The following is a 16,411-nucleotide window of genomic DNA, read 5'->3' on the forward strand; positions in this document are numbered from 1 at the left end:
TCATTCCGGCACCAGTTCGTACAGCTGTGCGAAACGCGGGCCATCGGTGAAAAATACACGGACGAAGTCCTGCTTGCCGACCTCGATTGGCGGAAGCACATTCCGCCCGGAGGCGAAAGCAGCGGCAAATGGATACATCATGCCATCGTCCTTGCTCGCTGGATAGCCCCCCGCTTTTTTCACATAACATAATACATCCTTGGCAATCGGCACCTCCGCCGTCACCTGAATAGAAACCGTCTTATAGCGCTGAAGAAATCCGGTTTTCTGCTTGACGGAATAGCGGATTTTCGCTCTCCCGGCGCTCACATCCAGCTCGTTGCCACCATCGCGCTGCAGCCAGATGACTTTGCCATCCTCCGCTCCCTCTTCATAAATGTAGACGGTGAAGCGGTAGCGCCCAATGCCTTCCAGCCGCATATGATAGCCGTTGTTCGCCTTGTATTCGGCCCTTGTGTAAAGCTTTAATGATGCAAGCTCCGGCGTTCCTCTGAATGCCGCCTGCTCAGCCTCCGCCTTGCCGATATAAACCGCCTCGACGCCGCTCGGCCATAGCCATTGCAGCGTGCAGCGATCGCCATTCAGCGTATGGGTCAAGCCGTTAATGCGCGGCGAATCGCCCTCTGCCTCCACAAATCGCATCTGTCAATCGCCCCCTAGCTGACTTCTAAAATCCATGGTTTCGGCTGTCTTTCGATTTTCCCTCGCCGCCGGATGCTCCGCGCTCTCTTGGAACGGGTGCTCCACGGCGCCTGTCGTTCACCGGCCGGCTGTTTTCCCTGATCGGCACGATCAAGGTGAATAAGGAGATCATAATTGCAAGCAGCGCAATCGCCATAAAGCGGGTGAACGAATCACCGAGAAACTGGCCCGTCAGCCACGCTTCCAGCACGAGGCCAGCCAGCAAGCCGCCAACTGCGCCGCCAATGCCAAAGCTGCGCGCTAAATAACGATTGTCGAAGAACAGCCCGATCGCCACGCCCAGCACTCCGCCAATCAGCAGCATGGAGATGACGCGAACGATTTTATAAAACGTTGCATCCGCCATCGGTCCCGTGCGCTCCGTGACGAGCGTGCGTTCGTCAATCGTATCGTAGATCGTCTGGAAGGCAGTGGATACCTCTGTCGCCTTCTGCACATCGTAATAAGCCCCGCCTGTTGACTCGGCGATGCTGCGCAGCAGGTCCGCCCCTCTCGAGTCTACGAGACTGAGGCCGACGGAATTAATCGCAATCTGCTGCTCCTTGTAGAGCGCAAGCTGCGGGGCCACATCAGATTCACTGAAGCCATCCGACAGCAAAATCACCATCGTACCGCGTTTGGCATCCGCCTTCGCGTCGATCATCTTCAGCGATTCCTCCAGCGCCAGGCTGAAATCCGTGCCGCCATCCGTCGGTACAAGCGAATCGATCGCTGCGTTAATCGCCGCCTTGTTAGCGGCCGAGTCTACGCTTGTAAACGGCAGCACCTGCTCCGCCAAATTGCTGAAGCCCACAATCGATACGCGTTTGTCCTTCTCCATTTGGTCAATAAGCTGCTTCGCCGCCACATAACGCTGATTGTCCGGGTCCGTCTCCGCCATGCTGCCGGAGTTGTCGATGACGAGGACAATGTCCTTCACCTGCTTTAAGCCGCCAATATTAAGGCCGTAAAAAAACTGCAGCCCCCAGCCAGCTGCAAAAAGCAGCACAAGCGTCGCCGGCACGAACAGCTTCCACGAAAGCCCTGTGTAGCGCTGCCGCCAGGATGAACCGTTCAAATGCGGATTAACCAGCTCCGCAACAAAGCAGCCTAGCCCGATAAATAATGCGAGTACGCCAAAATACAAGCCCATGAGAACCGAACGCGGCATATCGCCCGTCCACTGCGCCAGCATCAGTTCTCCGATGGCGTAGCCGATGAATCCCCCTATTAAGCTAAACAACAATAGTAGCAGGTTTATTTTTCGCTGCATGTGTATAGCATCCTCTCTTACATTCATTCGGCTTTTTCAACACGACTCTAACGCAGCTCCGGCAAGCCCGCCGGGTCCACGCCGTGGAACGCGTAGCCGTTCTCTCTATAGGTCTCGTAATACACCTTGCCATTGCGATAATACAGCAGGTCTTCAAGATGGAAGCCGCCCATCAGGTTCAGCTTCTCCACACCGCTGCTGCGCTTCTCGTGAATGCAGCCGAACTTGTAAATCCGCGACGTTTCGTCGACGCCAAGCGCATACTGCACAAACTCGCTGTCCGCATCGCCGAACATATATTTTTCCTCGTAGCGATGCTCATGCGTGTAATCCAGCAGCCGAACGTTGATCGACGCGTTCTCCTCCAGCGTCCGGTAGAGGCGCTTGAACAAATCCTCTTTCGCCAGCGCCTGGCGGTTGCTGTAGTCAATCGTCACATTCGCCCTGCGAAGCAGCTCCTCCTCAAACGTCTGGGCGAATGGCTCCGCCGTCAGCACATGCTTCAAGCATAGCTCGGAGAGCTTATTCACATAAGCCTCATTGCCCTGCTCCAGCAGCTCCGCCGCCGAACCGAGATAGCGCTCATCAAACCAGATGCCCGCTCCCCGCTTATCCTGCACATTCAGCACAATATCCCCCGTTACCCGGGCGTAATATTCAAAAATATTTTGTCCGATGTAATCGTCAGCGGTCTTGATGCTTTGCAGCGCCGTCGTCTTCATGACATCCGCCATATCCGTCATCTGCTTAACGCGCAGGCGATACAGCTCATGAAGCTGCTCCAGCTCATCCGCCAAGCGGCGATACAGCGAAAGCTCCAGCTCCAAACGGAGCAGCTCCCATTTCTGGCCATACACCAGCCCAAAAAAAGCACGGATAAACGAACGCAAATTTTGCTTATCCATAAAAGGCAGCCGCTGAATGCGGACATCCTCCGCGCGTCCCGACTGGGTGCGCTCCAGCTCCTCGCGCGCTTGCTCCACCGCGATCACAAGCTCCTTGATACGGCTGCGGACGCCTGCGAGCACACTGCCATCCTCGCCGCTTGGCTCTGTCCAAGCACACAGCTGGTAAAAGCTAATGTCCGTACGCTCCCGTACGAACTTGGCGATTGCACGCCGCATTTCTGGCGCTGCGCCAAATTCGGACAGCCGCTGCTGCGCCGTGCGGGTGAAATGATTATGGAAAAAGACAGAGGCCCCCTCCCCGAACAGCTCCTCCTCGGCGCCATGCAGCGATAACGGCTTCAGCTGCTCATAACGGACGCCGGAGGTCAGCAGTCCCGTCATGTCGGCAAGCTGCTCCTCACTTGGCAGCAGCTGTGTCAGCATCGCATCGACCGAGGCCGGATCGAGTCCGAAGCAGGCGAGCTTCTCCCGCATGCTGAGCTCAGGCTCCTTCGCCAGCAGCTGCGAAAGCTGCATGTGCAGATGATACAGCACCGTCAGCGCAATCGAATAATTCGGGCGCTTCACCTTGGACAGCCCCGCAGAGACGAAGCCCTGCCTGCCTGATTCCGTACGCAGGCTGTTCTTGAACGTCGAGTTATTATAGCCGCCGTAGGCAACGTCCACCTGCGCGTCCTTGCGCTTGCGGTTTTTGAGCAGCTGAATATGGCAAATAATATCGTAATTGTCACGAATGCCGTTAACGGCGGTCATGCCCTTCTCATTGCGGTCCGACAGCACGTAGACGAGATCGAACAGCGGGGACGGCGGGTGGATGACCGGAATCGCCAGTCCGTCGCCCGTCACCTCAAGCAGCGCCGAGAACGTATAATCCGGCTGCTGCATCCCTTCCAGCTCGCGCAGAAAACTCACGCCAATAGCACTGGCGTGAGCGAAGGTATCCATTTGCTCACGCTCGCTGATAAGCGTATAAAGATCCATCTGCACGGATTTGAACGATTGCTGAAAAATCGCCTGTGCCAGCAGGGAAATATCCGGCACCAGCGCATTCATCGGGTCATCGGCACGCGTAATAACCGCCAAATGCAGCCGATCAAAGGAGGCATACAGCCTGCCATAATCGGCAATCGTATCGCTGACTCCCCGCAGCGCGCGGTTCAGGTCAGCCAAATAGCCGGCATTGCCGCGGAAAGCTTCCCATAGCTCCTTGCGCCCCGTCCTATGGTCGCTGCCAAACGACGACAAGCCGTCCAGCACGACCTCTGTCACCTTGGCGGCATTGGCGGCGCTCGCCGCCTGCCGTCCGTTTCCGCCGGCATATCCTGCATTGCTGCCCGCGTAGCTTCCGGCAGAAGCTCCTGCTGCGCCCGCGGCTGACGCTTGCCCGCCACTCCCGCTAGCTGAGCCGCCGCCCCTTGGAGTGGACGCGGCGTGAAAATAAATCACGCCAGCGCTATTTTCCCATTTGGCCGCATTCATCTGGATCATGGGCTCAATCGCTTGCCCTGCCTCGTCGCCAATATACAAAAATACGGTCGGATAATGAATGATGCTCTGGTCGTCACCATGACCGCTGAGCATTTGCTCGGCAGCCGCATAATCAGCTGCATACCGCTCCAGAAGCTCTCTCATAGGCCTACTTCAACTTTCTGCGTATGTCGTTTAGTTTGCTCGTCATTTGCTTGTAGAACTGGTACAAATCTTCACCGTTTGCCAGCTCAATCCGCTCGTACTCCAAGCGGTCGCGGGCGTCGAGGAATGCGCTGAACAGCTCATCCAGCTTATGAACGAGCAGCTTCGTATCCTCCGTTGCCGTCAAATCCGTCACACGGCGCGATGCCTTGCGAAGCAGAGCGGCACGGTTTTTCTCATCCAGCGCCCGGAAGCTCTCAAACACTTCGTGCTCCACAAAGCTGCTGCTCTTCATCAGATTGGCGAATGGCGCCCAAGCCTCTTCCTCCGGATCACGGTCATAGACGTAAAGCGCGCCCTTCTTCACAATCGTATCCGTATAGAGCGCCTCAATAAATTGATCCAGCCACTTCTCCTCATCCTGATGCAGGCTCAGCAGCTTCTCAAGCTCAAGGGCCTTGTCGCTAATCGCATCATATTTCGCCAGCTCCTCGCGCACACGCGCCAGCAGCTCTGGGGAACGAATGAGATTTTCCTGCGCCAAATCTTCATTAAGGCTGCCAAAAATATCCTTCGCTCCATCTGGCGCCAAGCCTTCAGCCAGCAGGCGGCGAAGCTCAATGACAGCGCGCTTCACTTCACCAAGATTCGGCTTCGCAGCAGCGGCCTCCATATTGTACGAGCTGAGCAGCGTTTGCAGCTGGAATGGCTGGGTGAACTGCACCGCATAACGGCTGCTCATGCTGTTGTCGACACCCTTCTCGCTAATAATCCGGTAGCCAAGCGCACGCTGGAATTCGGCACGAACGCGGGCATTGTAGCCTTTCACCCTCGCGTTGCTGTACGTATCGCCCCATGATTTCTCAGGAATTGGCGAAGGCAGATTCGTCCAGTTGACCTTCTCCGTCATCACGAGATGGCGGCCGATGCCTTCCTTATCGAGAATCGTCCGTTCATAGCTTTCTTCATATACCTTAAGCGGCGTATAGACGAACAGCGGCACACCATTTTTTGTATTGAGCCAGAAAATCCGGTTTTTCACTTCACTCTCTTTAATGGTGAAATGCGACTTGCCTACCGCATTGCTCTGGTAATTGCGAATGCCCTTGAGTATGCTTGGCGCATGCTGCGGCACCGATACGAAGCCCCATGAAGGGAAATGCAGATTGCCTGAGCTGTTGCTTAGATTGAACACGGCAACTGCCTCTTCATCCAGCTTAGTCGCAATAAAGCGCTCGACGAACTTCTCAATCGACTCGTCATTGCCATATTTCATTACGAGGAAATCTTCCATCGATCTTGTGATCAAATCGCCGAATTTATCGGTGAGGAAGTCGGAAATGGAATTGACGATATCAATATCCTTCTCCTTCACCCACTGGTCGGAATGGTCAAGCAGCCCCTGCGAGAAGTCGCGAATGAGATCATCCACATCCTTCTTTTCCATAATGCGGGCGATCACATCGGAAATGTCCGGCACGCCGACCAAATTCCAATAGTAGGTTTTATTGCCCTTGTGATCGGCTTGCTCGTCGCCATTGATCAGAATATCGCCATTTTTCGCAAAAATGCCGTTCAGCACGTTCAGCACTTCGGTAAATACGCTGTAGAAGCGATTATTCTCGTTATTCAGCAGCTGATACAGATCCTCGTAGAACTCGATCATCTGTTCGGTACGCTCTACATCGGCGCGCAGCCAATATTCATTGATTTTAGCTTCGATGTAGTTGTTTTTCTTCTTGTCCTTGGACACGAAGGCGCTCTTGGCATCGCCCATCCGCTCTTCCGCTTGAATGCTTGCCGACTCAATGTCGCGCGGCAGGCGCAGCAGCGTTTCGCGCAGCACTTCAATGTAGGAAAGCAGCATTTTCAGCAGGCAGAAGCCTTTCTCGGTGTGCAGCAGGCGGGATACGTAAAACGGCCCCTGCTCCGGATGCAGGAAGGTGCGGCGGATTTGGTCGGTAAATTGACCGACGATTTCCCCTGGCAGCTGCTTCTTCGCCTTCACATATTCCTCGCGGGCACGCGTCAGGAACGTCTGCTCCAGCTCGGTATCCATGTTGACCACCTGCATCTTCACGACGTTGCTGTAGCTCATGCGCTCACTGTTCTCAAAACCCGGAAGCGGCTCAGGCACGCGCGACTCAAACGTCTTGATCATCGTATCGAGATCAATGCCGAGCTTGCGGGCGAATTTTTCCACATCGTCCTGCGTCGGCGCTTTGTGGAACATTTTGTCCATTTTGCTAAACAGGCGATACGCCAAAAAGGTCGTCATTTCCTCAATCGGCAGTACCGCCGACGAAGCGCCAATAATGTTGTAATCGTAGTTCGCCGGATACTGCTTGTTCATTTGCGCAATATTCGTGCGGATGTTGCTGATGTAGTCATGAATGGCAAATTCCTCGCCGGATTGCTTATCCTCGCTCGCCATAAAGTTCGTAATATTTTCCGCTGTCACGTTCATGCAGTAGTCATAAGCGTTCTCCAGCAGCTTGCCCTCCGTATTCGTCGCCGAAATCAGATGACAAAGGTTAAACGGCGGAAGCGGCGAATTGACGCTGAGAATGCTGCCGTATTGCTGCTTGAAGCGCTCGCCGCGAGCGTCCACATTCATCCAGTAGTCGAGCTCTTTGAGCGCGGCGTAGCCATTTTTCTTAATATATTCGCGGGTATGCTCGCTTAAGCTTTTGTTCGCAAGGTTAATATCCGGCGTAAAAAGGTACCCCAGCGTGTTGACGCGGTCAACGCCCGCCGAGCCATGATCGCGCTCAATAATACCGCGCACGATATACGAAATATCAAGAAAGCAGCCGCTGCCCGTACCACCGGATAGACCGGTAAGCAGGAATACCATTAGCTTTTTGCTCGTGCCGACGGAAAGCGTCTTGATTTTTTTATCGATGCTTTGGACAACCTGATTGATCTTCGTAAAAAGCAGCAGCCGCCCAGCTTGGCGTACGCCTGCCGCGCCGTTCATGCCATCGGTAATGCTCAGCTCTGGCGACAGCCAGTCGGTAATATAAGGCTCCAAAATGCTGCGATTTTGCAGCAGCCCGCCGACTTCTGCATTTGAGAGCAGCACGAACTCATTGATCGGATCGAGGCCGATGCCTTTATATTTTTTGTTGCGGTCCTGTTCATTGGTCTCAAAAGCTAGAAACTCGACATTGTTCGGCTTTTCCAGCTTGCGTTTGGACAAGGGATCTTCAGGCAGCTTGAAGCGGCGGTTGATTTGATATTTCAGGCGCAGCAGCGCATCGATGCCGGTGCCGCCGAGTCCAATAATGAGAATCGGATTATCGATCGTATCGACGCGGATTTTCTCACTGACGATTCCTCCGCCTAATGAAACGTCTAGCTGCTGGATATGTTCTCTAACAATCGGCTTCATTCGTTCTACCTCCAAATGGTATGAATCATTGCTTATACTTGTTAGAAGGATGGCGAGAAAGAAGCTGCATTGCATGAAAAGATTGGCTTCCGATCGCCATTACCCTTGAATTTCTATGAATTAATCCCCAAGGGGGAAATTCAAGGGTAAAAACGAACGCTAACGCTTCTACAGTCCAATCTTTTCATTCCATTCCGCTTTTCTCACCATACTTCTAACCCCATATTGCCGCAAAAGTCTATCTACAATAGACGACCGCAAGGCCCTTACCCCCTGCAAATCCCCTAATATTTTTTGCTCTTTGTTTTTGTTCTTTTTTACTCTTTTATTATTCTTTTTTTGCTCATTATCTTAGTTCTTCTTTAATCTTCCATCTTCCATCTTTCATCTTTCATCTTTAGGTTTACGCGAGGTGTTCTTCCCCGCCGGACCCCCCCATGGTTTTAGCATTCTTTAAAACCCTTGCGGTGAAAGGGGAGCGGAGCGAAGTGAAAGGTTTGAGCTGGAGAAGCGGAGCGTTCGCCTTTGCCCTTGGAATTGCACCGCTGAGCGGTTTATTCCAACAATTCCAAGGGCAACAGCGATCGTAAGCCAAACCTTTCACGCAGCGCAGCTCAACTCTTCACCACCCACAAAGGTTTTATGAAACCCAAAACCATCTATACAATATATTCGATAAAAATCGTCTTATCGATCTGCTGCAAAGGAATCGTCAACCGCTCTCCGCTCTTGACCTCAAGACCGCCGCTGGCATCAACAGCACGCCCGGATTTCTCCACCGTACACGGCGAGCCATTACGAAGGACTAGTCGGTCGCTGTTGCCAGGCACGAATATGAGCTTCTCCGTCTCCTTCAGCTCCGGTGCCAGCTGCAGCAGCTGATGCAACGAGAATTTGCCTCGGAAGGCGTTCAGCTTCTTATACTGCGGGAATGTTTTGTCGCCCGTATTTTCATCGCGAATCTCGATGACCATCTGGCCGACAAAGCCGCGCCGCGCCTGTTTCAGGTAGCGCATAATGAAATAGGCAGCAACCAGCAGCGCAATTAGTCCAAGCGCTCCAATAATGACGGGAATGAGCGGGAATGGCTTATCGCTCTCCGCCGCTGCTCCAGTGCCTGTGCTCGCCGAAGCGCCGCCTTTTGCACTAATTTTCACGACAGCTGTTTCACGGTAGAAGCTTGCCTCCTCCGCACGAACCTTCAGCTCATAATCATGTTTGTCTGCCACCTTATAGGTGCCTTCAAAATGATCGCCTGCATGGTTCAGCTGAACTTCCTCTGTTTGCCCAGTATCCAAATCATTGACGAACAGAACCGCCTTCATGTTGCGGTATTGCTCCTGATCGCTTAGCTTATTCCCGCCGCTTACCAGATAAGCGTTAATCGGGATGCTGTCACCTTTACTGTATGATGAGCTTTTCAGCTTATCCATCTCCAGCGCCAGATCGTAGTTGAAAATAAGATTGATGTCGATTTTGTCGCGATCAGCGCCCTTCACTTGAAGCGTCCAATCGCCCTCTTCCGGCCCCAGCAGCTTCATCAGGGAATACGTTTTGGACGTCGAAAGCAGCACCTGATCGCTCGGAATAGCTATTTTGTTGCCGGACGGATCAATGAGCCTCGCCTCCACTTGATTGGAGGACGTAATGGATATATTCGCTTCGAGCACGTTGCTGTTTGGCACCGAGATTTTTACATCCTGATAATTGCCATCTGCTGTAAAAGAATCGACAGGCACTACATTCAGCTGCAAGTGGCTGGCGAAAATTTCGCTCAGAATTTGCGGCAGATCCGCCGCTGTATTCGTGGAGAACGACTTGCCGCCCGTTTGCTGCGACACGCTCTCCAGCGCCGCTTTATTCAGCTTGCCATTCGCATTCAGGCCAATCGTATAGACCGGATACCCCTTGCTGGTCGCTTCCTTAAGCGCCGCAGCCATATCTGCATCCGAATCGGCCTGCGTGCGGCCTGACTTCGAGTTAAAATCGTTGTTCCCGTCCGCCAGCACGATGATCAGCGGCTCATGATCCGGGTCGGCGCCGTCATTCAAAATTTGCACCGCCTCTTTCACGCCGACGGCGATGTCGGTATATGCCCCTCTTTTGAGCTGGTCAATGAATTGCTTGAGGTTCGTTTTATCGGCAGCCGAGCTAATTTCGAGCAGCGCCTTCTCCCGCTGAATTTGATCGGTATAAGATACGATGCCCACCTGATCGCCCGTCTCGGACAGCATGTCGATGAACATCTTCATCGCCTCGTTGCCGATGCCTCCCGGATCGCTCGTGCTCATCGACTGGCTGACATCCAGTACCAGAACGGCGTCGATTTGCGAGCTTTGCGCGGCTGCATGTGCAGGAGCAAATCCAGCGATTGGAAGCAGCGTAATAAGTAATAACATGGTGAGGTAACGATATATTTGAATCATCTTTTGGCTCCTTCTCCACAAATTAAGCATATTGGTCCTTGTTGTCTCAATAATGATATACTGTCAGTATACCTGATAGAATGGCTTAAATCACTTCAAGCATAAGAGAGGACTCGCGCTTATGGTTACATACGTATGTCTAGGAATATTGTTTCTTTTCGTCTTGCTCCGGGGTATTCACTACTACAATCAGCGTAAAAAAGCACCCACGCCCGAGCAGCTCGATCAGCTTGCCTTTGCCATCTTTAAGAACAGCGATCGGGGGAACTCCTGATGAAAAAGATACCCGTGCAGCTGAATCCCTACATTAAAACACGACAAGCTTATGAAAAGCTTAAAATTTGCCACAGCTGCGGCCGCTTCACCATACTTGGCGAGAAAATATGCCCCTCCTGCGGAAAATCTTCCCTCATTAAACTGGAGAAAAAGGCGCTATCGCTGCAACGGAGAGGCATCGTTAAGGAAACTATTCTCATCCTTGCCCTTGTCGCCGCTGGAATATTCTTTTCGGAGTCGACTTTGCAGACAAGTCTTTGCGCCGCTGGCGGCGTAACGTCTCTCATCCTCCTATGGATGCTGCGCCGAAACACCCGCACGGAACGGCAAAGCTACCAGTTAGGGAAGCTGCTGCAGCGAGAATCGTTCAAGCTGGTTGACGGGCTGCGGCTCGACCGCGAAGCCGCGATCGAGGTGTTCCACAACGATGAGAAGCAGCAAGCCTATGAAATGCTGCGCGAGATTGGCACGCTCGTCCGCACCGACCAGATTAAGGTGGAGCAAATTTTGCTGCTGCAATCGTTCGTGCTGCGCAAAGATATGGATCTGATGCTGGAGCCGCTGCTGCTCGACCATTTCAATCCGGATCTCGTCCAATACATGGGCGAGCTATCCAAGCTGAAACGGGGTTTGCTGAAGGAGAAGGCGTTCCGCTACGCCCTTATTCATGAAGCGCAAATTTTGCGCATGAAGGACGGGGAGCACATTCTCATAGGCATTGCCGGAGCAGCCGTCCGCTTGAAGCGCTACGTCATTTTATACCCGCATCTGGTTATGCGCTATGCGCGCAAGCTGCCGAAGGACCGCTTCCTGAGGCTCTATAATGTCATTCGCAATAACCCGCAGCATAACTGGGGAGCGCTTGGCGCAGAGGTTTCCGAAATCTATAATGAAAAGTACAAATGGGACACTCAGTTTCAATAGAACGGCCACATGGCAGCTGGCCTAAAGCTGGAAAAACTTCCTTTTCTCTATACTACCTATTTTTAGGTAAAAAGAATAGCGTAAACCCAGCTTTTGCTGTCGAAAAACAGCCCTCCTCGTACGTTTGGACGCCCTGATTGTTTAGGACTTGCCCAATTACGGGAGAAAGCGCGCTTGCTCGCGCGACAGGGGCATTTTTCGGCAGTTTCACACTAGTTTTAGCGATTCGACACTACCTTTGTCACCCTAGCAGGGAGTACCTTATCCACAACGAATACTTTACAGCAAAGACGAATGAAACGAGGTGCTCGCTAATGAATCTGTTAAAAACGAAAGATGCTGCCAGACAGCTAGCTGTGAGCGAAACGACGATCAGACGCTGGGTTGCCCTATTCCCTGCCTCCTTTAGCAAGGATATGTTCGGTCATTATATTTTTGATGAGCCCGCTTTAGAGAAGCTGCAAAGCATAAAGACCAAGCTTGAGGCAGGAGAGCTATTGCATGAGATGACATTGCCTGAGCTAGCGCAAACGGTTGATCCCACTGGACTACAGCAAGCTGCTGCCGGTGCTGCCGCTCACTTCCCCACTTTCAACCTAGATGAAGCTAAGAGCAAAATCGAATCCGCTTGGGATTTCAAAAACCCGCAGGAAGAGCTGGCAGAGCGCCTGGAGCGCATAGAAGGAACGCTGTCGCGCAAAGCTGATGAGGTCATAGGCGTACAGCTGCTTCATCACCGCGAGGAGCTGGAGGAAATTCGTCAGACGCTCAATCAATTGGCGGCCTCCCTGTCGAGCATGCAGGAGCGAAATAAGCAGCTGTCGTCGCTTGTTGCCGTGCAGCCTGCCGCAGCCTGCATGGAGCGCAAGCCGCATAAGAAAAAAACGCTCTTCCGCCTGCCCTTCTCTTTCTTCTGAAAGCGAGACTTGTCCCCAAACCATAAAAAAGCCAAGCCCCCCTCTCCCATTGTGCAGGAAGAGAATAGCTTGGCTTTCATTTTTGTGTGGTTTGGCTCAGGAACTACAGCGTATTGACGAAACGCTCCAGCTCATTGGCCACCGCAAACAGGCTGGCGCGGTTTTCAAATTCATCCCTCGTCTGCGGCAAAGGCAGCAGCTTATGATATTCGCGCACGCCGCGCAGCATTTCATAAAAATAATCGTAACGGTCTTCTCGCGAAGACTCCGCCTCGCCAACGTAGGCGCTGAGCTGCTCCATACATTCGCCGATTCGCTCGCCTTGCTCCAGCTGTGCCGTAATTTGTGAAACAAGCGGCAGCAGTCGCTCCAGCAAATCATATTGCTTGCGCTTCTGCTCAAAATATTGACGGTAGCTCGGCCCTTTCTTCAACGACCGGTAGTTTTCCGCATCAAGCTGGGCGATCTGGCTCGCCTTCCGCAGCACCGCTTCCAGCTGCAGCAGCTCATTGCCATCCCACAGCGTATACCCCTTCTTCAAATACAAGGCATATTCCTTGAGAATGGCTGCTATATAACGCTCCGTCTCCTGCTTGTAGCGGGTCATTTCCTTATCGATACTCGGCATGTAGCTGTTTACAAGAAGCGCGACGCCAAGGCCGATCACGACGACGAACAGCTCATTGAGCAGAAAAGAAACCTCCACCTTGCCATGGACAAATACATGCATCATAATAACCGCACTGCTGGCTATGCCTTCATGAATGCGCAGCTTCACGCAAAACGGAATGAACAGCACCAGAACGACCAAGAAGGCGTACGCGTGGTAGCCGAGCAATTGAAACATGAGCATGGAGAAAAGCATGCCCGCCATGCAGGCAAGGAAGCGGCTGACCGCCGCTTGATTCGACTGGCGGCGGGAGCGCTGAATGCACAGCAGCGTCAAAATACCCGCAGCTGTAAAATTTTCCAATTGCAAATAATGGGCGATTAAGATCGACAGGCTGACACCAACCGCCGTCTTAATCGTCCGAAAACCAATTTTAATGACTTTCACCCGATTTCATTCCAGTTGTAGTGCATGCTCGAATCATAGCATACATCCGCAAATGTAGTAAAATCGCCCTCTGCTATCGATTTAATGCTGATACGATATCACTTTTTTGATGAAGGCGTGCATTTCCAGCCCCGTTTCGCTTATCTGCTCAATAACCTCCATAAGATTGCTGACCAGCTTCGCTTGCTCCTGGGAAGATGAAGTTATTTCGGCAATTTCCGTTTCCATCAGCTTGATCGACTCCTGTACCAGCTTGAGCGACTGCTCAATTTGCGTTGTCGCGCCTTTCGTATCCACGGACAGCTTGCGAATTTCCGACGCCACCACGCCAAACCCTGCTCCCGCTTCGCCTACACGTGCTGCTTCAATTGCTGCATTGAGTCCAAGCAGGTTGGTTTGCTCTGAGATTTCGCGGATAAAGCCTGCAACTTTATTGACATCGCGTGACTTTTCGACTGCTTCCTTCGTATTAATTAAAATTTCCTCGGATGTCGAGTTCAACTGCTCCGAATGGGCGGCCAGATGTTGAACACCATCGAGTAATTTCCCATTAAAATGCTCCGTCTTGTCCATGAGCTGTCCAAGCAGCTCTTGATTATCCATTTTGTAGGTGACGCACAGGCAAGCTTGCATTTCGCCCTGTTCATTTTTTATAGGTAAAAATAAGCAATCCAGCGGTACACCCGCTATTTCCTTCGGAATATGGGCTACCGTCTTCTCGTTGCCATTGTTCAAATCCTTATAGTTCTGATTAACCTCCAGCAAAGGGTCCCCAGATTTATAACCGAGCTTGAATGGGTCCTCTGCATCAAAATACACAAAGGTTTTCTCATCAATGATGGATAGTGAAACATTTTCACGAATCATTTGTCGGATGAATGGCATAGCTTCAATCAGAGCTTGAACGGTAGTCATATTTTCCCATTTCCCCTTTATCAAAAGCGTTATACTATAATATCGACAGCAAGGTTAATTTTATGGAGTGTTAATTCATAATAATTCTGTGTACTCATTTGTTAAAGGCTTCTGATTCAAAAAGGGGGAAGGTAAAAAAAAAGACATAGCGCTTCCTATGAAGAAGCCCATGTCTCTATTTCCACTATACTTCCAAAACCTCAACCTTAACCCACTTCTCCGTCGCATGGCTTTGCAAAATAGCATCGGTCGTGCTCATCGAAATATGCCCATCCAAAAATGTTGCGAAAGGCGGCTCTTCTCCGCTTAGCTGCTTGCCGTCGCGAATATACGCATAGAAATGCTGCATCATGTTCTTGATGGCATCCGGCCAGCCTTCATTATGGCCTCCCGGGTGATGAATCGAGGAACGGGCATCTATTGCAAAAAGTGCCGGATCAGCCATCAGCACCTCATTTGCCTTGTCCCGGTAGCCAATCCACAGCTTTTCCGGCTCCTCCTGATTCCAGAAGGTCGATTTCTCCGAGCCATTCAGCTCAAAGCTGAGCCGGTTTTTGCGTCCCGCGCTCACTTGCGATACGGAGAAAGCCCCTTTCGTACCATCGGTAAAACGGAGCAAGACGGTAGCATAGTCTTCTGTATCAATCGCTATATCTTCATATTCTACATTATCCCCATGCTTCTGATACGTTTCGGAAGCCTGCTTCGACTTCTTCCGTACCGGATGCACGGTCGAGAAATCGGCGAACACCGCGTCAATCTTTTTGCCCGTTACATATTTAATCAAATCGCACCAATGCGAGCCTATATCCGCTATCGCTCTAGATCTGCCGCCAATATCCGACGACATCCGCCAGTTATAATCGGTTTCGTACAGCAGCCAGTCCTGCAAATAGCTGCCGTGAACCAAATTGACTTTGCCTAAATCGCCGTCCCTTACCATGGATGCAAGCTGCTGAATGATCGGAAACTGGCGATAATTGAAATTAATGCCGTGGACGACACCTTTCTCCTTCGCAAGCCGCAGCAGCTCCGCCGATTCCTCGCTTGAAATCGCAAGCGGCTTTTCCGACAGCACATGCTTGCCCGCTTCAATGGCTGCCTTCGTAATTTGATAATGCAAATGGTTCGGCGTACAATTATGAATCGCCTGAATGTCGGGATTTTTCAGCATGTCCCGATAATCGCCATACGCGAGCGGCACACCCAGCTCCCGTGCCTTTTTCTCCGTTCTGCTCTGGTCCGAGCCGGAAACCGCTACCACTTCTACAAAGCCAAGCCTTCGGCAGGCCTCAATATGCGCAGGGCCAATAAAACCGGCTCCAATTACGCCTACTTTTATTTTCTCCACTTTCTTCACCAACCCGTTAGTCTAATGGAAAAAGCTTTATTTCTGGTAAGCGCTTTCGTCATCCTAATCATGATTCCCTTTCAGTGTAGCGCTCGACCACCCTTTCGTCAACGCGCATACAACCGGGCGTCTGTACCGATTCTTTCCAAAACATAAAAAAACAGCTGCCGGGAAAAATCCCAAACAGCTGTCTTTAATCCCTTTCGGGCAATTAGTCCGTTTTAAAGCCTACAGCTTTACAACGTTCTCGGCTTGCGGTCCACGGTTACCTTGAACCACGTTGAATTCAACTTGTTGACCTTCGTCCAAAGTTTTGAATCCGTCGCCAGTGATTGCACTGAAATGTACGAATACATCGTTTCCGCCTTCAACTTCGATGAAACCAAAGCCTTTTTCAGCGTTAAACCATTTAACTGTTCCTGTTTGCATAAGAGCACCTCCTTCTTTATAAAACATGACCCCTTTATTTCGTTAAAAATAAAAAAATCACATATGGTAGCAGGCTATAACCTCAAAAACCATAACCTTCTATCATATGTGAGTTCAGGTCTAATTTTTATTATCCTTATCATACCACAACTGTTTAGAAAACACCAGCGCAAATGTAAGCGATTAAAATAAAGCGCGGAAACAGCGGGTTTATTCGGTTATTCAAGC

The 16,411-nt window shown here is 51.6% G+C and carries 11 protein-coding genes; 2 read left to right on the forward strand and 9 right to left on the reverse strand.

Going from position 1 to position 16,411, the window contains the following annotated elements; translation table 11 throughout:
- The 5 genes from WH37_RS16580 to WH37_RS16600 all read right to left on the reverse strand — a co-directional run bounded on the left by WH37_RS16580 (window position 1) and on the right by WH37_RS16600 (window position 10,314).
- Entirely contained in the window at window positions 1-642 is a 642-nt protein-coding gene (locus WH37_RS16580; RefSeq protein WP_046231723.1) for a hypothetical protein, read from the reverse strand.
- A 25-nt stretch (window positions 643-667) separates the two neighbouring features.
- On the reverse strand, window positions 668-1,954 hold the full coding sequence (locus tag WH37_RS16585; protein ID WP_046231724.1) for a vWA domain-containing protein: 1,287 nt from the start codon (window positions 1,952-1,954) through the stop codon (window positions 668-670).
- 47 nt (window positions 1,955-2,001) lie between these two features.
- Entirely contained in the window at window positions 2,002-4,494 is a 2,493-nt protein-coding gene (locus tag WH37_RS16590; protein WP_046231725.1) for a hypothetical protein, read from the reverse strand.
- Between the two features lie 4 nt (window positions 4,495-4,498).
- Window positions 4,499-7,888: a tubulin-like doman-containing protein gene (locus tag WH37_RS16595; protein WP_046231726.1), complete on the reverse strand. Its 3,390-nt coding sequence runs from the start codon at window positions 7,886-7,888 to the stop codon at window positions 4,499-4,501.
- Between the two features lie 659 nt (window positions 7,889-8,547).
- On the reverse strand, window positions 8,548-10,314 hold the full coding sequence (locus WH37_RS16600) for a vWA domain-containing protein (RefSeq protein ID WP_143088511.1): 1,767 nt from the start codon (window positions 10,312-10,314) through the stop codon (window positions 8,548-8,550).
- Window positions 10,315-10,587: 273 nt separating this feature from the next.
- On the opposite strand from WH37_RS16600, the gene WH37_RS16605 reads away from it, so the two are divergent.
- Together WH37_RS16605 and WH37_RS16610 are read left to right on the forward strand one after the other, a co-directional pair.
- Window positions 10,588-11,514 (forward strand): hypothetical protein, encoded by a 927-nt coding sequence (locus tag WH37_RS16605; protein WP_052737024.1) that lies wholly within the window; start codon window positions 10,588-10,590, stop codon window positions 11,512-11,514.
- Between the two features lie 314 nt (window positions 11,515-11,828).
- Entirely contained in the window at window positions 11,829-12,431 is a 603-nt protein-coding gene (locus WH37_RS16610; RefSeq protein ID WP_046231728.1) for a hypothetical protein, read from the forward strand.
- 103 nt (window positions 12,432-12,534) lie between these two features.
- On the opposite strand, the gene WH37_RS16615 is transcribed toward WH37_RS16610, so the two are convergent.
- The 4 genes from WH37_RS16615 to WH37_RS16630 all read right to left on the reverse strand — a co-directional run bounded on the left by WH37_RS16615 (window position 12,535) and on the right by WH37_RS16630 (window position 16,183).
- Window positions 12,535-13,488 (reverse strand): aromatic acid exporter family protein, encoded by a 954-nt coding sequence (locus WH37_RS16615; protein ID WP_052737025.1) that lies wholly within the window; start codon window positions 13,486-13,488, stop codon window positions 12,535-12,537.
- An 81-nt stretch (window positions 13,489-13,569) separates the two neighbouring features.
- Window positions 13,570-14,403, reverse strand: coding sequence for a methyl-accepting chemotaxis protein (locus tag WH37_RS16620; RefSeq protein ID WP_046231729.1), 834 nt, complete (start codon window positions 14,401-14,403; stop codon window positions 13,570-13,572).
- A 184-nt stretch (window positions 14,404-14,587) separates the two neighbouring features.
- Window positions 14,588-15,754 (reverse strand): Gfo/Idh/MocA family protein, encoded by a 1,167-nt coding sequence (locus WH37_RS16625; RefSeq protein ID WP_046231730.1) that lies wholly within the window; start codon window positions 15,752-15,754, stop codon window positions 14,588-14,590.
- A 228-nt stretch (window positions 15,755-15,982) separates the two neighbouring features.
- Window positions 15,983-16,183, reverse strand: coding sequence for a cold-shock protein (locus WH37_RS16630; RefSeq protein ID WP_046231731.1), 201 nt, complete (start codon window positions 16,181-16,183; stop codon window positions 15,983-15,985).
- Window positions 16,184-16,411: the final 228 nt, after the last annotated feature.

This window comes from Paenibacillus algorifonticola (assembly GCF_000971975.1).
Taxonomy (GTDB): Bacteria; Bacillota; Bacilli; order Paenibacillales; family Paenibacillaceae; genus Pristimantibacillus; species Pristimantibacillus algorifonticola.